Annotated in this window: 20 protein-coding genes and 1 other RNA gene; 7 read left to right on the top strand and 14 right to left on the bottom strand. The window is 66.3% G+C overall.

All coding sequences use genetic code 11. From position 1 onward, the window contains the following. Positions 1 to 68: 68 nt before the first annotated feature. Entirely contained in the window at positions 69 to 323 is a 255-nt protein-coding gene (locus ACP7CK_RS05815) for a hypothetical protein (protein WP_426025396.1), read from the top strand. Here ACP7CK_RS05815 and ACP7CK_RS05820 read toward each other — a convergent pair. From ACP7CK_RS05820 to ACP7CK_RS05830, 3 genes are read right to left on the bottom strand one after another with little or no spacing between them, the layout of a single operon-like run. Continuing rightward, positions 304 to 1023 (bottom strand): SIMPL domain-containing protein, encoded by a 720-nt coding sequence (locus tag ACP7CK_RS05820; protein ID WP_035305993.1) that lies wholly within the window; start codon positions 1021 to 1023, stop codon positions 304 to 306. The two genes, ACP7CK_RS05815 and ACP7CK_RS05820, sit on opposite strands and share 20 nt — an antisense overlap. Before the next feature lie 25 nt (positions 1024 to 1048). After that, positions 1049 to 1273, bottom strand: coding sequence for a ribbon-helix-helix domain-containing protein (locus ACP7CK_RS05825; RefSeq protein ID WP_035305995.1), 225 nt, complete (start codon positions 1271 to 1273; stop codon positions 1049 to 1051). Then, entirely contained in the window at positions 1270 to 1686 is a 417-nt protein-coding gene (locus ACP7CK_RS05830; protein ID WP_426025397.1) for a YbaY family lipoprotein, read from the bottom strand. Before ACP7CK_RS05830 ends, ACP7CK_RS05825 begins: the two co-directional genes overlap by 4 nt. A gap of 107 nt (positions 1687 to 1793) precedes the next feature. On the opposite strand from ACP7CK_RS05830, the gene ACP7CK_RS05835 reads away from it, so the two are divergent. Continuing rightward, complete coding sequence (locus tag ACP7CK_RS05835) at positions 1794 to 2684, top strand: DMT family transporter (protein ID WP_426025398.1); 891 nt, start codon at positions 1794 to 1796, stop codon at positions 2682 to 2684. 4 nt (positions 2685 to 2688) lie between these two features. Here ACP7CK_RS05835 and ACP7CK_RS05840 read toward each other — a convergent pair whose 3' ends face one another. Further along, on the bottom strand, positions 2689 to 2865 hold the full coding sequence (locus ACP7CK_RS05840; protein WP_426025399.1) for a DUF4169 family protein: 177 nt from the start codon (positions 2863 to 2865) through the stop codon (positions 2689 to 2691). 2 nt (positions 2866 to 2867) lie between these two features. After that, on the bottom strand, positions 2868 to 4112 hold the full coding sequence (locus ACP7CK_RS05845) for a patatin-like phospholipase family protein (protein WP_426025400.1): 1245 nt from the start codon (positions 4110 to 4112) through the stop codon (positions 2868 to 2870). Between the two features lie 229 nt (positions 4113 to 4341). Here ACP7CK_RS05845 and ACP7CK_RS05850 point away from each other — a divergent pair, with 229 nt between their 5' ends. Then, the gene (locus ACP7CK_RS05850) at positions 4342 to 4728 is read left to right on the top strand and encodes a YccF domain-containing protein (RefSeq protein ID WP_292147437.1); all 387 of its coding nucleotides are present in this window, start codon (positions 4342 to 4344) and stop codon (positions 4726 to 4728) included. A 2-nt stretch (positions 4729 to 4730) separates the two neighbouring features. Here the strand turns inward: ACP7CK_RS05850 and ACP7CK_RS05855 are convergent, their stop codons facing one another. Both ACP7CK_RS05855 and fumC read right to left on the bottom strand, forming a co-directional pair. Next, positions 4731 to 5489 carry an AAA family ATPase gene (locus ACP7CK_RS05855; protein ID WP_426025401.1) on the bottom strand — a complete coding sequence of 253 codons (759 nt, stop codon included), beginning with the start codon at positions 5487 to 5489 and terminating at the stop codon, positions 4731 to 4733. Positions 5490 to 5493: 4 nt separating this feature from the next. Next, positions 5494 to 6885 carry a class II fumarate hydratase gene (gene fumC, locus ACP7CK_RS05860; RefSeq protein WP_035306008.1) on the bottom strand — a complete coding sequence of 464 codons (1392 nt, stop codon included), beginning with the start codon at positions 6883 to 6885 and terminating at the stop codon, positions 5494 to 5496. Positions 6886 to 6990: 105 nt separating this feature from the next. On the opposite strand from fumC, the gene ACP7CK_RS05865 reads away from it, so the two are divergent. Next, complete coding sequence (locus ACP7CK_RS05865) at positions 6991 to 7347, top strand: RusA family crossover junction endodeoxyribonuclease (RefSeq protein ID WP_426025402.1); 357 nt, start codon at positions 6991 to 6993, stop codon at positions 7345 to 7347. A gap of 4 nt (positions 7348 to 7351) precedes the next feature. On the opposite strand, the gene ACP7CK_RS05870 is transcribed toward ACP7CK_RS05865, so the two are convergent. From ACP7CK_RS05870 to miaA, 3 genes are all read right to left on the bottom strand, one after another. Beyond that, entirely contained in the window at positions 7352 to 7822 is a 471-nt protein-coding gene (locus ACP7CK_RS05870) for an SspB family protein (protein ID WP_008262374.1), read from the bottom strand. A gap of 89 nt (positions 7823 to 7911) precedes the next feature. After that, positions 7912 to 8279, bottom strand: a transfer-messenger RNA (tmRNA) gene (gene ssrA, locus ACP7CK_RS05875). 10 nt (positions 8280 to 8289) lie between these two features. Continuing rightward, a complete protein-coding gene (gene miaA / locus ACP7CK_RS05880) occupies positions 8290 to 9162 on the bottom strand; it encodes a tRNA (adenosine(37)-N6)-dimethylallyltransferase MiaA (RefSeq protein WP_426025403.1) in 873 nt (290 codons plus the stop codon). A 74-nt stretch (positions 9163 to 9236) separates the two neighbouring features. Here miaA and ACP7CK_RS05885 point away from each other — a divergent pair, with 74 nt between their 5' ends. Further along, entirely contained in the window at positions 9237 to 10313 is a 1077-nt protein-coding gene (locus tag ACP7CK_RS05885) for an Mrp/NBP35 family ATP-binding protein (RefSeq protein WP_426025404.1), read from the top strand. Between the two features lie 75 nt (positions 10314 to 10388). Continuing rightward, positions 10389 to 11486, top strand: coding sequence for an NADH:flavin oxidoreductase (locus ACP7CK_RS05890; RefSeq protein WP_426025405.1), 1098 nt, complete (start codon positions 10389 to 10391; stop codon positions 11484 to 11486). Between the two features lie 34 nt (positions 11487 to 11520). Here ACP7CK_RS05890 and ACP7CK_RS05895 read toward each other — a convergent pair whose 3' ends face one another. Genes ACP7CK_RS05895 through ACP7CK_RS05910 form a run of 4 tightly spaced genes read right to left on the bottom strand, consistent with a single transcriptional unit; the run spans position 11521 to position 13531 of the window. After that, complete coding sequence (locus ACP7CK_RS05895) at positions 11521 to 11841, bottom strand: YbjQ family protein (RefSeq protein ID WP_292147442.1); 321 nt, start codon at positions 11839 to 11841, stop codon at positions 11521 to 11523. 9 nt (positions 11842 to 11850) lie between these two features. Then, entirely contained in the window at positions 11851 to 12378 is a 528-nt protein-coding gene (locus ACP7CK_RS05900; protein ID WP_426025406.1) for a dihydrofolate reductase, read from the bottom strand. Then, positions 12375 to 12686: a phosphoribosyl-ATP pyrophosphohydrolase gene (locus ACP7CK_RS05905; RefSeq protein WP_426025407.1), complete on the bottom strand. Its 312-nt coding sequence runs from the start codon at positions 12684 to 12686 to the stop codon at positions 12375 to 12377. Before ACP7CK_RS05905 ends, ACP7CK_RS05900 begins: the two co-directional genes overlap by 4 nt. Next, entirely contained in the window at positions 12686 to 13531 is an 846-nt protein-coding gene (locus tag ACP7CK_RS05910; RefSeq protein WP_426025408.1) for a thymidylate synthase, read from the bottom strand. The genes ACP7CK_RS05905 and ACP7CK_RS05910 overlap by 1 nt, the downstream gene beginning before the upstream one ends. Positions 13532 to 13784: 253 nt before the next feature. Between ACP7CK_RS05910 and hemA the strand changes: the two genes are divergently transcribed. Next, a complete protein-coding gene (gene hemA, locus ACP7CK_RS05915; RefSeq protein WP_426025409.1) occupies positions 13785 to 15011 on the top strand; it encodes a 5-aminolevulinate synthase in 1227 nt (408 codons plus the stop codon). The last annotated feature ends 4 nt before the right edge of the window (positions 15012 to 15015 follow it).

The following is a 15015-nucleotide window of genomic DNA, read 5'->3' on the forward strand; positions in this document are numbered from 1 at the left end:
AGGGCGATGTCAGGGCCGTCGCCCAAATGAAACCTTGGAACTGGCTTCGGCGCAGGCCGGTTCCTTGGATGATGAGACGAGACGACCAGAAGATCGAGGAGACGCCGGATTGCACCCCCAAGGCTGCGAAGGCGGGTTGGCGCGCCTTCGCCTTGGGCATGATCGGCATGTTCGCGCTCATCATCCTGTGGATCGTCATGGCCGAAGCGGCACACGATCCCCACGGCGACGCGGCGTTGATCGAACGGCCGCAATCCGCCGAGGAGAGGACGCTGGAACGCCGCGAGGCGCGGGCCGATCGGCCTATTTCAGACCATAGGTGATGGTGGTCACGACCCGGACCTTCTTGTCGATCGAGGCGGCTTCGTCTCCGCCTGCACCGTCACGCGGCAGGATTTCGAAAGAGCCCTGGGTGGCCTGACGGATCGGGCCAAGCGGGGTGCCGGAATCCTTGGCGAACTGTTCGGCCCCGGTTCGCGCCGCCGCCGTGCCCTCTGCGATCATCTGGGGCCGAACATCGTTCAGCTTGGTGAAGACATAGGAGGGACCCTGGAAGTCCTGCAACACCACGCCCTGCCGCACCAGATCGTTCAGGGCGCGGGTCGTCGTCTGAACCCGGGCGACGTCGTTCGTGCGGACGATGACCGTCTGGGCCAGGATGAAGCGCGGCCCGCCGTTCTGGGCGGCGTATTCGCGCGACCGGGTGTCGGCCACCTCAAGCCGGCCCAGATCGACGGCGTCGGCCGGATAACCCTGAGCCGTCAGGAACTGCCGCACCAGGGACAGGTCGCCGTCGATGCGTGTCTGAACTTCAGACAGAACATCGCCCGATGCGGTGAAGCGCAGCGGCAGGACCGCCAGATCGGCCTTCACATTGCGTTCCGACAGGCCGCGAACCGTCACGGTCCGGTCCCCGGCTCGCGCATGGATCACGCCCTGACCGACCAGGGCGCCGGCGCCGATGAGCCCCAGGGCCAGAAGGCTCCCGATGACGGTGGCGGGAATGAGACGGCTATTGTCCATGGCGGCTTCCTTTTATGCTCAAGGTTTACGCTTTTACGCCATGCTCCGCCACCCAGTTCAGCGCCAGCAGGCGGCAGGCTGAAGCCAGGGGACGGCGTCCCCGGCCGGCGTCGATGTCGGCCAGAAGCTGGGCCTTGCTGAGGCTGCGGGTCTGGGCAATCCGGTCCAGAACCGCCCAGAACTCGGGCTCCAGCGCGACCGAGGTGGCGTGGCCCGCCAGAACGACGGACCGTTTGGCCAGGCCGCTCACCGCGCCGACTTCAGCACGATCTCGGCGAAGGCCGGAGCGCCCTGGGTCAGGACCGCGTGACGGGTGTCGGTGACGAAGACCAGGGCGCCGGCGGCGTCGCGGATCTCGGCGCGCGCGGCATAGGCATGGCGCGGGTCGATCTGGGCCGTGGGGAGGCCCAGGCTGACGCGATAGGGCGGGGCGCCGGTCAGGGGCTCGCTGGCCTCGGCCAGGACCAGGGCCGGGGCGTCGGCCCGGCTGACGTCCTCGACCCGCACCGTCAGCACATGGCCGGGCGGCAGCATGATTCGCTCGCGGTACAGGGCGGTGACCGTCACGACGGTCGTGCCTGCGCTCATCTCCGGACCGGTCGGCGCGACGGCGCAGGCGGCCAGCACCAGACCGGCGGGCAGGATCAGGGGGGCGTAACGCATGGCGGTCTCCTCTAGAGGAAAATCAGTCTGTCATACTCGGGCGCAAGACGTGAGCGGCGCTTTCGCGACGTCGGTGATAAGCGGACTTCGCCCGCCGGAGACAGTCCATGAGTCGCCCCATCACCATCCTCGCCATCGCCGTCTGCGCCCTGATCTGGGGCACGACCTGGTTCGCCATCACCCTGCAGCTGGGCGTGGTGGATCCGATCGTCTCCATCGTCTGGCGGTTCGGTCTGGCTGCGGTCGTTCTGTTCGCCTTCTGCGCCCTGACGCGGCGTCCGCTGCGCCTGACCCGCGCCCAGCATCTGGCCGCCGTGGGGCAGGGCGCCTTCGTCTTCGCCGTCAGCTACGGCTTCGTCTATGCGGCGGAGGAACGCGTGGCCTCGGCCGTCGTCGCCGTCATCTTCGCCGCCCTGGCCTTCGTGAACCTGATCCTGTTTCGGGTTATGGAGCGCCAGAAGGCCGCCGCCAGCGCCTGGCAGGGGGCGATCCTGGGGGTGTGCGGGGTCGCCGTCCTGTCGTTCGGACAGTTGTCGGGGGCAGGCGTCTCCGCGGGCGTGGCGCCCGTTCTGGGCGTGGTCTTCGCCTTGATCGCCGTCCTCGCCTCGGCCTTCGGCAACTGGTTCGCCTGGCGCGGCCAACAGGCCGGCGCGCCGGTCATGGCCGCGACTGCCTGGGCCATGGCCTATGGCACGGCCATGGTGGCGGTCTATGGGTTCGCGACCGGCGTGGAATGGCGGATCGAGCCGACCCCGGCCTATATTCTGTCTCTGCTGCACCTGTCCCTGTTTGGATCGGTGATCGCCTTCGGGCTGTATTTCACCTTGGCGCGGCAACGCGGCTATGCCCTGGCCAGCTATATTTCGGCGCTGACCCCGCCGATCGCCGTCATCATGTCGGTCCTGTTTGAGGGCGCCCATGTCGGCGTGACCATGCTGATCGGCCTGATCCTGGTGCTGGGCGGCCAAGTCCTGTTGATCCGCGCGCCGAAGGCCTAGGGGATCAGTCGTCTAGCTTCTGTCCATCGAGCTGCCGGGCCGCGCGCTCGCGCTCCTTGTCCGCAGACTGTCTCTGAGCCTTGGTGCGGCCATGGGCGGCGCGGTTGGCGGCGGCGCGGGTCTTGTCCTCGGCCTTGGTCCGCGCCTTTCGCGCCCGGTTCAGATTTATGATCTCGGCCATGTCTAGGGCTGCGGCGCGGCGGAAGTCGGCGTCTCCGGCTCCTTGGGCCTTAGGGCCTCGGGCACTTGATCCTCCGGAAGGACAGCGGGGGGAATGAAGACGGGACCCGACGCGGCCTGGTCGAGCCGGGTCCAGCCGTCCGCTGACCGGCCCCGCTCGCGGCCCAGGTTGAACAGGGCGGTCATGGTCGGCTGGTCGAATTTCAGGCTGGACGCCTCGACGTTGTCGGGGATGGCCGCCAGCGACATGGTCATGCCGTTGCGCTGGGCGAAAGCCGCCGTGGTCGCCAGATGGGTTCGCAGCGAGGCCTTGCTCATACTGTCGTAGCTTCGCATCAGAATGGCCGTCAGCCGGCCCGAGGTGACCCCGTCATTGCGACCGACCTGTCCATTGACGACGACGTACAGGCTGCCGACGCCCCGCTCTTCGCGCTTGCGGGTCCATAGGGTCAGGTTCTCCGGAATGGCGAGGAAAGGGGTGTTCACGCCGCCGTCGGCGTGCATCTCCATCACCACGGTTTGGTCCGGTTGCAGCCCCGCGATGAGGACCGGCGGGAAGACGCCGGGAATACTGGCCGAGGCCACCAGCACTTCCTTGAACAGGGCGCGCGAATTCTCGTCGTTCTGGCTGGCCAGCAGGCCCATGTCCCAGATGACGGTCTCTTCGCTGTCGAGGTTCGTCGTGGCCACCAGCAGGCGGCGGCCCTTGGCGTGTTCACGGGCGATGGCCTGCAACAGGTCCAGGGTGACGTTCTCGTCCACCAGCTTGCGCAGGGCGCCGGCGCTGAACAGGCTGGGGTAGAGGAAGATCGCCAGACTGCGCCAGCTCAACAGGCTGCTGGCGCCCCCTCCCGTATAGGCATAGCCCAGTTGCGGATCCCATTCGGACCCGGCGAAGGCGAAGGGCGCGGCGAGAGCGCCCGTGCTGACCCCCGTGACGATGTCGAAGACCGGACGGTCGCCCCGCTCGGTCCAGCCCACCAGAAGCCCGGCGCCATAGGCTCCGTTGGCGCCGCCGCCGGACAGGGCCAGGATCGAAAGGGGCCGCCCCGTGGATAGCCGCTCGCCCACTTCCTGGGAGAAAGCCGCCAGCCGGGCCGCGTCATTGGCGCGAATGCGCGGATCGCGCGCCGGTATCAGGGCGCCGTCCGCGAGGCGCAGCGGTCCTGTCGGCCGGTCCAAGGTGCCGCATGACGCCACCGACAAGGCCATGACGACCGCCAGCAGACTCGAACAGATTCGTCTCATCCGATGCGTTCTCATTGAAAATCCCCGTCAGCGTTCATACCGCTGCGACGGGCCCCTTGTCATCACCGGGGGGTGCAAGGGCGGTCTCAAAGCACTGCGTTTTGACGTCGAGCGGGTGACCGGTCCCCCTGAGCCAGGAGAGCCGGGTGAAAGCGAATTAACGAATGCCCCGCTGTCGCAGGCGGGGCGTTTTGGCTATCTGTATGGCCACGCCTGCCGGAGAGCTGAAATGATCCGCCTGATCCTGAATATCCTGTGGTTCATTTTTGGCGGCTGGCTGTCGGGTCTGCTGTGGTTGCTGGGCGGTGCGATCCTGGCCCTGACCATCGTCGGCCTGCCGTGGAGTTTTGCGGCCTGGCGGATCGCCAGCTATTCCTTCTGGCCGTTCGGGCGGGAGATCGTCTGGCAGGACACCCATCCGGTGGCGGGCTGCTTGGGACTGGTGCTGAACGTCGTCTGGTTCGTCGTGGCCGGCTGGTACATCGCCCTCTCGCACCTGATCATCGCGGTGGCCGAGTTCGTATCCATCATCGGCATCCCCTTCGCCCTGAAGGACCTGGAGCTGGCCAAGCTGGCCCTGGCGCCGGTGGGACGAACGATCCGCGACAAGCCCTGAGCTCAATCGAGTTCCAGCAAGATGTCCAACATCATGTCGCGACGAGTAAGGAAGTTGCGAGTGACCTGATAATGGTCGGTATCCTCGTACTCGATCCGTTCGAGCCCATGGTCTGACGCCTGATAGATCCAGGCGTTGGGATAGCCGAGCAGGATGGGCGAATGGGTGGCGATGATCAGCTGCGACCGCGCCAGGACCAACTCGTGCATTTTAGCCAGAAAGGAAAGCTGGCGAGTGGGCGACAGGGCGGCCTCGGGTTCGTCGAGGATGTATAGACCGTCGCCGCCAAACCGATTGTCAAATAGGGCGAAGAAGCTTTCGCCATGAGACTGTTCGTGCAGCGACTTACCGCCATAAGAAGCCTTGATCGGCACCCCCGCGCCAGGAATCGCATCTAATCGCTCAATCTCCGAGGCAAGATTGAAATAGCTTTCTGCTCTAAGGAAAAAGCCGTCGCGGGCCCTACTCGACGACCTGACCGGGCGTACAAAGCTGTGAAGGGGTGAATGGGCATGGTGCGTGGAAAAACTGAAGTTCTTCGTCCCACCTTCAGCATTGAATCCCCACGCCACCGCCAAGGCCTCGATCAAAGTGGACTTTCCGGAGCCGTTTTCACCGACCAGAAACGTCACGTTCGGATGGAAGGCCAGCCGGTCGAGCGTGCGCACGACTGGCAGGTTGAAAGGATAGACGGAAGCGTCCCAGCCGTCTCGGCGCTCGAAAACGGCCTCGATCCAGTAGGGACGCTCCAGCGCGGTCATCGCATCAGCCCGGCGAGATCATCTTCTCGGGTCGGACCGCTTCGTCGAACTCGGCGTCGGTCAGATAGCCGCCGCCGACGGCTTCCTCGCGCAGGGTGGTGCCGTTCTTGTGCGCGGTCTTGGCGATCTTGGCGCAGAGGTCGTAGCCCAGCTTGCCGTTCAGGGCGGTGACCAGCATCAGCGAGTTGTTCAGGCCGCGGGCGATATTGTCTTCGCGGGCCTCGATGCCGACGACGCAGTTGTCGGTGAAGCTGATGGCCGCGTCGGCGACCAGGCGGACCGACTGCAGGAAGTTGTAGGCCATGACGGGGTTGTAGACGTTCAGCTCGAAATGCCCCTGCGAGCCGGCGAAGGTCAGGGCGGCGTTGTTGCCGAACACCTGGACGCAGACCTGGGTCAGGGCTTCGCACTGGGTCGGATTGACCTTGCCCGGCATGATCGACGAGCCGGGCTCGTTCTCCGGCAGGGCCAGTTCGCCCAGGCCCGAGCGGGGGCCGGAGCCCAGGAAGCGGATGTCGTTGGCGATCTTGAACAGCGAGGCGGCGACCGTGTTGATCGCGCCGTGGCTGAAGACCATGGCGTCATGGGCGGCCAGGGCCTCGAACTTGTTCGGCGCCGTGGTGAAGGCAAGCCCGGTGATCTCGGCGATCTGGGCGGCGACCTTTTCCGCGAAACCGATAGGGGCGTTCAGGCCGGTGCCGACGGCGGTGCCGCCCTGGGCCAGTTCCATCAGCTTGGGCAGGGTCTGTTCGATCCGCTCGATGCCGTTGGCGACCTGCTGCGCATAACCGCCGAACTCCTGACCCAGGGTCAGGGGGGTGGCGTCCTGGGTATGGGTGCGGCCGATCTTGATGATGTGGGCCCAGGCCTTGGCCTTGGCGTCCAGGGCGGCGTGAAGGTGCTTCAGCGCCGGGATCAGGTCGTTGACCACCTGTTCCGCGCAGGCCACGTGCATGGCCGTCGGATAGGTGTCGTTCGACGACTGGCTCATGTTGACGTGGTCGTTGGGGTGGACGGGCTTCTTGGAGCCCATCTCGCCGCCCAGGATTTCGATGGCGCGGTTCGAGATCACCTCATTGGCGTTCATGTTCGACTGGGTGCCCGACCCCGTCTGCCAGACGACCAGGGGGAAGTGGTCGTTCAGCCTGCCTTCGATGACCTCGTTGGCGGCCTTGATGATGGCGTCGGCCAAGGCGGGATCCAGCTTGCCCAGATCGCGGTTAGTCTCAGCGGCGGCGCGCTTGACGATGCCCAGGGCGCGGACAACCGGCAGGGGCTGTTTCTCCCAGCCGATCTTGAAATTGCCCAGCGACCGCTGCGCCTGGGCCCCCCAGTAGCGATCGGCGGCGACCTCGATGGGGCCGAAGGTGTCGGTTTCGATGCGGACGTTGCTCATGGGCGGACTCGTCTCTCAGGCGTGGCGATTGTGTGCGCGCGGGTGTAGCACGGCGGTCATGCAGGGCAAGAAGAGCGCGGACATCCTCAGATCGGCAGACGTGGCATGACCGCCGGCTGGATAGGGACGGGCAAGGTGCGGGCGCGCGAGGACGGCGAGGCGGTCGAGATCGTCATCGACGGCCTGACCACCCAGGCCAAATACTACAAGCCGCTGGTCTATGAGTTCATGCGCAAGGAATGGGCGTCACGCCCGTCCTGGGGCGATCATGTCGTCGAGATCCACATGGAGCATGTGGGCGAGCCGCCGTGGATGGATCTGGACAACCTGGCCAAGGCCCTGCTCGATTCCATCAAGGGCTATCTGTTCCACGACGACAGTCAGGTCGCCCGCCTGCTGGTCGAGCGACGCGAGGGCGAGAGGGAGCGGATCATGATCCGCTCCTATCCCCGTCGGGACTGAGCCGTCACTTTTTCCGGAACTGGTCCAGCGACACGACCTTGGGGCCGTCGGAGCCCGGCGTCGGATCCTCGGGCGGCGTCGCTTCTTCGACCGCCTCGACGATTTCGGGCTCGTCGAACTGAAGCAGGAACTGGACGCTGGGGTCGTAGAATCGGGTCACGGCCGAATAGGGCATGGCCAGGGTGCGCGGCACGCCGCCGAACCGCAGCTTGACGGAGAACCGGTCGGCCTCGACCTGCAGGTCCTCGTACTGATGTTGCAGCACCACCGTCATCTCGTCCGGGTATTTGGCCAGCATGTCCGGCGGGATGCTGACCCCGGCGGCGCGGGTCTTGAAGGTGATGTAGAAGTGGTGGGCGCCCGGCAGGCCTTCGGCCAGAACATGGTCGAGCGCAGAACGGATCACGCCGCGCAACGCCTCGTGCGCCAGCCGCTCATACTGCATCTCATCGACCGGAGGGGTCTGGTCGGTCATCGTCACCTCGCAATTCAGCGCGACTGATAGCGTCGCCGGTCCCGCCGCGAAAGATGCGAATAGGGTAAACGGACAGTATGTGCGGAAGAAACGCCGGGATTCTGTTGCCAGGCTCCCGACAGGCCCCGCCCAAGGATCTGAACCCCTAGGACTTAAGATTCGAAATCACCCGAACCGCATTACGCGGCGAGAGCGACTTCTCCAGCGAAGTTATCGTTCGCAGTTAGAAAATGGCCCGATACGGTGGGCCAGGACGAGCGAAAGCAATCCTCTTTACACGTCCGTCGATGCTAGTCGGCCCCATGCTGCCTCCGCCGATAACGCGGGGAGAAAGTTGGTGGAGCCGCCGGGAATCGCACCCGGGTCCGGTCCGCTTATTACAAGCGCGTTTATCGCTATAGTCCGGCCGAAACCGGACAGGTCCAATATAGGCGTTGCGCGGACGCTTTCCAAGCGCCGCGTGCGTTTCAAACCCGCGCCCAGCCCGGGGTCTGGTTCCTGAACCAGGTCAGCTGGCGTTTGGCGTAGTTTCGGGTCGCCTGTTTCAGGGCGTCGATCGCTTCATCCCGACCGATTTCTCCGGCCAGATGCGCCGCCAATTCGCGCACCCCGACCGCCTTCATAGCGGGCAGGGCCGGGGACAGATTCCGCGCAGTCAGGGCGCGCACCTCGTCGAGCGCGCCGTTCTCCATCATCAGGTCCACACGCCGGTCGCAGTTGGCGTAGAGGTCCGCACGGTCCGGTTCGATGACCCGTCCCCTCCATGACCCCGGCGACAGCAGGGGGCGAGTGTCCGCCTTCCAGTCGCTCAAGGCGCGGCCGCTGGCCGAATGGACGCTCATGGCGCGGACCAGCCGTTGGCGGTCGCCCTGTTCGATGGAACGGGCGGCTTCGGCGTCGATTTCAGCGAGACGGGCGCGGAATGCGGCTTCGCCCTGCGCCATATAGTCCGCCTCGACCGCGTCGCGGACGCTCTGAGGCACAGGGGGAATCTCCGCCAGTCCGCGGGTCAGGGCGGTGAAATAGAGACCGGTGCCGCCGACCAGGATCGCCGGCCGCCCGTCGGCGCGTGCGATATCCAGCAGATTCAGGGCCGCACGGCTCCATTTGCCCACCGACCAGGCGTCCGCCGCATCGGCGACGCCATACAGTCGGTGATCGGCTTGGGCCTCGTCTTCAGGCGACGGGCGGGCGGTCAGGACGCGCAGATCGGCGTAAAGCTGCTGACTGTCGGCGTTGATGATCAACGCCCCGGTCTCGCGCGCCAGATTCAACGCCAGGGCCGACTTGCCCGAGGCGGTCGGACCCGCGATCAGGGTGACTGAAGGCGGCTGGGACAAATGGAGGCTCGCAGGCGACATCCATGGGCGATAGAACGCGGCCCTTGTCGCCTGCAAGTCTTCTGGAGACCGCCTTGGTCGAACGTTCCGCCGTCATCGCCGCCCTCGACGCCGTCATGGACCCGGTCTCCGGTCAGGGGTTGTTCGCCTCGGGCCTCGTGCAGGGACTGGTGGTCGCTGAGGACCGCGCCGGCTTCGCTCTTGAGGTGGATCGCAGCCTGGTCGCGACCTATGCGCCCGTTCGCGACGCGGCCGAGGCCGCGCTGAAGGTCCTTCCCGGCATGAACCGCGTGTCGGTGATCCTGACGGCCGAAGCCAAACCCGGACTCGCCAGGCCGGCGGCGCGCACCGCAGGCCTTTCGAAGGCCGCCGTGGATCAGGGGCGCGCCAAGGCGCCGGTCCCCACTGATCGTCCGGCTCATGTCCGTCGCGTCCTGGCCGTCGCCAGCGGCAAGGGCGGGGTGGGCAAGTCGACCGTGGCGGTGAACCTGGCCGCCGCCCTGGCCGCGCGCGGCCTGTCGGTCGGGATCCTCGACGCCGACGTCTATGGGCCGTCGCTGCCCACCATGCTGGGCATCAGCGGCCAGCCCGCCTATGAGGACGGCGCCATCGTTCCGCATCAGGCGCACGGGCTGAAGGCCATGTCGGTCGGCCTGCTGACCAGGATGGACGACGCCATGATCTGGCGCGGCCCCATGGCCTCCCAGGCCATCACCCAGATGCTGACCCAGACCCGGTGGGGCGTGGCCGAGGCGCCGCTGGACGTGCTGGTGGTCGATCTGCCGCCGGGCACCGGCGACGTGCAACTGACCCTGATCCAGAAGACGCCGCTGGACGGCGCCGTCATCGTCTCGACGCCGCAGGAGGTGGCCTTGGCCGACGCGCGGCGGGCGCACACCCTGTTCCAGCGCGTGAACGTGCCGACCCTGGGCCTGATCGAGAACATGACCGGACCGATCTTCGGTCAGGGCGGGGCGAAAGCCGAGGCCGAACGTCTGTCGATTCCCTTCCTCGGCGACCTGCCGCTGGACGCCGGCCTGCGCGAAGGGGGGGACGCCGGTCGTCCTCCGGTCGCAGCCGATCCCTCGGGGCTGATCGCGGGCCGTTTCGCGGCGATCGCTGAACAGGTCGCCACGGCGCTGGGCCTCTAGAAATCGTCGGGACGGGGGTTTTCAAACGCAACCCTATTCGCCACCTTGGGGCTTACATATCACCGAGGAGTTCCGATGAGCGTCGACGCCCTGTTCCGCCCGTTCACCGTCAAGGGTCTGACCCTGCCCAACCGGATCGTCATGGCCCCCATGACCCGGTCTTTCTCCCCGAACGGGATTCCGACGTCCGACGTCGCCGGCTATTATCGCCGCCGGGCCGAGGGCGGGGTCGGGCTGATCGTCACCGAAGGGACGGTCGTTGAACGGCCCGCCGCCCGTAACGACGCCAATGTTCCGGTCTTTCACGGCGACGCCCTGCCGCACTGGAAGACGGTGGTGGACGAGGTCCACGCCGCCGGCGGTCTGATCGCGCCGCAGATCTGGCACGTCGGATCGGCGCGCGGCCAGGGCGAGAACTGGGCGCCGCTGGGCAGGGTGGACAGTCCGTCGGGCCTGACGGCGCCGGGCAAGGACAAATATGAGCCGATGACCGAAGAGGATGTGGCTGACACGATCGCCGCCTTCGGCCGGTCGGCGCGCGCAGCGCGCGAACTGGGCTTTGACGCCGTCGAAATCCACGGCGCCCATGGCTATCTGATCGACCAGTTCTTCTGGGGCGGCGTCAATGTGCGCGAGGACCGCTGGGGCGGCCCGACCATCGCCGACCGCGCCCGGTTCGGCGCCGAGGTGGTCAAGGCGGTGCGCGAAGGCGTGGGCGACGACATCCCCGTCATCCTGCGTCTGTCGCAGTGGAAGCAGCAGGACTTCACCGCCCGGATCGCCGAGACGCCGGAGCAGATGGTCGAATGGCTGACGCCGCTGTCGGACGCCGGGGTCGACGTCTTCCACTGTTCGCAGCGCCGCTTCTGGGAGCCGGAGTTCGAGGGATCGGACCTGAACTTCGCCGGCTGGGCCAAGAAGCTGATGAACAAGCCCACCATCACCGTCGGCTCGGTCGGCCTGGACGGCGAGTTCATCGCGGCCTTCGGCGGCGAAGGATCGAAGCCCGCATCCCTGGACGGCCTGCTGCGCCGGCTGGAGAACGAGGAGTTCGATCTGGTGGCTGTCGGCCGCGCCCTTCTGGCCGATCCGCACTGGGTGCAGAAGATCCGCGACGGGCGCACCGACGAGTTGCGCAACTTCGAGCGCTCGGACCTGATGACCCTGTCGTGACGCGATTGGTCGAGTCGGTCCGTCTCTGCGGAGGTCAGGCCGGCTCGACGATCACGGCCGTGCCGTAGCACAGCACTTCGGTCACGCCGGGCATGATCTCGGTGGCGTCGTAGCGGACGGCCAGGATGGCGTTGGCGCCGTGTTCCTGGGCATGTTTGACCAGTTCGTCATAGGCTTCCTGACGCCCGGCCTCGGCCAGTTTCACATAGGCGCCGACACGTCCGCCCAGCATCGACTGGACCCCGCCTATGGCGTCGGAAATGGCGTTGCGGGACCGCACCGTCACGCCGCGCACCAGGCCGATATGGCGGGTGACGCGGAAACCGGGCAGATCGTTGGTGGTGGCGACGTACATCAAGGGCTCCTAGCGACGTTCCAGCACACGGAAGGTGAAGGCGTGGTCATCCTTCTCGCCCGCCGTGTGGACTTCTGACGATACCTCGGTCCAGGCCGTTTCGTCGAACGGCGGAAAGACCGCGTCTCCTTCGGGGGCGGCGTCCACCTCGGTGATATAGAGGCGACGCGCGCGGGGCAGGGCGGCGGCGAACAGGGCGGTGCCGCCGATGACGCAGATCTCGTCCACGCCGTCCTCCTCGGCCGTCTCCCGCGCGATCTCGATCGCCTCATCCAGTGTGGCGCAGACCAGGGCGCCCTTGGACATGCCGTCGGCCTCGTAGGATTCGTCCTTGGTCAACACCAGGTTCAGCCGGCCGGGCAGGGGTTTGAGCGGCAGGCTCTCCCAGGTCTTGCGCCCCATCAGACACGGCTTGCCCACGGTGATGGCCTTGAACTGCTGCAGGTCCGAGCGCAGCCGCCAGGGCAGGTCGCCGTCACGGCCGATGACGCCGTTGCGCCCGCGGGCGACGACCAGGGAGATCAGGGGAATGCTCATGGCGTGTCTTCCGTCTGGGGTTCGAGCCATTTGAGCCATTTGCGCCGCATGGCCGTTTCCAGATCAACGCCTGCGCCCGCGCAATAGATCAGCAGCATGCCCAGAACATCGGCCGCCTCGTCGCCCAGGGCGTCAGCGTCGGGCGTTCCGCGCGCCCGTCCGGACAGACGCAGATGCTCGGCCGTCAGCTCGCCCAGCTCTTCCTGGAGCTTCAGCAAAGCCCAGTCGCGGTCGCGGTCGATCTGGTGTTCGGCGGCGTAGATGTCGGAGATGCGCAGGACGTCGGCCTGCAAAGATCTGAGGTCCATCAGACGGCTACGGCCGCCTTGATGTGCGGCCAGGCTTCGTAACCCTCAAGCGTGAAGTCCGACAGTTCGAAGGCGAACAGGTCGGTCTTGGGCGCGATGCGCATGACCGGCAGGGGCAGGGGCTCGCGCGTCAGCTGAAGCTCGGCCTGTTCCAGGTGGTTCAGGTACAGGTGGGCGTCGCCGAAGGTGTGGACGAAGTCGCCGGGCTCCAGCCCGACCACCTGGGCCAGCATCAGGGTCAACAGGGCGTAGGAGGCGATGTTGAAGGGCACGCCCAGGAAGACGTCGGCGCTGCGCTGGTACAGCTGGCAGCTCAGCTTGCCGTCTGCGACGAAGAACTGGAACAGGCAGTGACAGGGCGGCAGGGCCATGTCGTCGACGTCGGCCGGGTTCCACGCCGTGACGATGTGGCGGCGGCTGTTGGGGTTGGTCTTCAGGCCGTGAACCAATTTCTCGATCTGGTCGATGGACCGGCCGTCCGGCGCCGTCCACGACCGCCACTGCTTGCCGTAGACCGGGCCCAATTCACCCTCGGCGTCCGCCCATTCGTCCCAGATGCGGACGCCGTTGTCCTTGAGCCAGCCGATATTGGTCTCGCCGCGCAGGAACCACAGCAGTTCGACGATGATCGACCGCAGGTGCAGCTTCTTGGTCGTCAGGACGGGGAAGCCCTTCGACAGGTCGAACCGCATCTGGCGGCCGAAGACGCCCAGGGTCCCCGTGCCGGTGCGGTCGTCGCGTCGCACGCCATTGTCCAGGATGTCGCGCAGCAGGTTCAGATACTGCCGCTCCGGATGGTCGGCGGGCGCGGCCGCGCTGCGCGCCTGGAGGTCGGCTTGGATCATCTGAACGGTCATGACCTCAAACTGCCCCAGAATTCGATTCGTGACCGGGCAAATCGGCTGCGGCGGTTGGGCGTCCACAGGAATCGAATCGGTCGCTGGACGGCTTCAAACGTCGAACACTCAGCCGACGAAACCTGAGAACCGTTATCAATGAAGGTTTTAGGTCGTTTTGTCCATGCTCAGGACATGGACAAGCTTCGGTGTCGGGCGCAAAGAAAAGACAGAGATCGCCATAAGCGAAAGAACGAATATCGTGTTCGACTATAAGGCCGCCTTTGAAAACTCGGTGGAGCAGGTGCGCAGCGAAGGACGGTATCGCGTCTTCGCCGACCTGAAGCGCGTTCGCGGGCAATTCCCGCAGGCTGTGCGCCGCCGCGAGGACGGGTCCGAGCAGGACGTAGTCATCTGGTGCTCGAACGACTATCTGGGCATGGGCCAGCACCCGGTCGTGCTGAAGGCCATGCAGGACGAGATCGACGCCGTGGGCGCGGGCGCCGGCGGCACGCGCAATATCTCGGGCACGACGCGATCGGCGGTGGATCTGGAGGCCGAGCTGGCCGACTGGCACCAGAAGGAGGCGGCGCTGCTGTTCACCTCGGGCTATGTCGGCAACGAGGCGACCCTGTCGACCCTCCAGAAAATCCTGCCCGGCCTGATCACCTTCTCCGACGCGCTGAACCACGCCTCGATGATCGCCGGCATCCGCCAGGGCGGCGGCGAACGGCACATCTTCAAGCATAACGACCTGGCCCATCTGGAGGCCCTGCTGGCCGCCGCTCCGGCCGGAGCGCCCAAGCTGGTCGCCTTCGAGAGCGTCTATTCGATGGACGGCGACATCGCCGACCTGGCCGGCACCATCGCCCTGGCCAAGAAATACGGCGCCATGACCTATCTGGACGAGGTCCATGCGGTCGGCCTGTATGGCGAAACCGGCGCCGGCGTGGCCGAGCGTGACGGCCTGCTGGACCAGATCGACATCATCGAATGCACCCTGGGCAAGGCCATCGGCGTCATGGGCGGCTATATCGCCGCCGACGCCGTGATCATCGACGCCGTGCGCAGCTGGGCCTCAGGCTTCATCTTCACCACCAGCCTGCCGCCCGCCCTGACGGCGGGGGCCCTGGCCTCGGTGCGGCACCTGAAGACCCATCCGGAACTGCGCGAACAGCATCAGGAACGGGCGGCGACGCTGAAGGCGCGGTTCGCCGCCGCCGGGATTCCGGTGATGGACTCGGAAAGCCATATCGTGCCGGTGCACGTCGGCGATCCGGTCCACTGCAAGATGATCTCGGACATGCTGCTGGACGAGTACGGCGTCTATGTTCAGCCGATCAACTATCCGACCGTGCCCAAGGGGACCGAGCGGCTGCGCTTTACGCCCTCGCCGAACCACACGGACGAGATGATGGACCATGTCGTCCAGGCGATGGACCGCCTGTTCGCCCACTGCAATGTGGCGCGCCGGTCGGTGGCGGCCTGAGACA

Origin of the sequence: Brevundimonas sp. TSRC1-1 (assembly GCF_049898245.1) — a bacterium.
Classification (GTDB): Bacteria; Pseudomonadota; Alphaproteobacteria; order Caulobacterales; family Caulobacteraceae; genus Brevundimonas; species Brevundimonas mediterranea_A.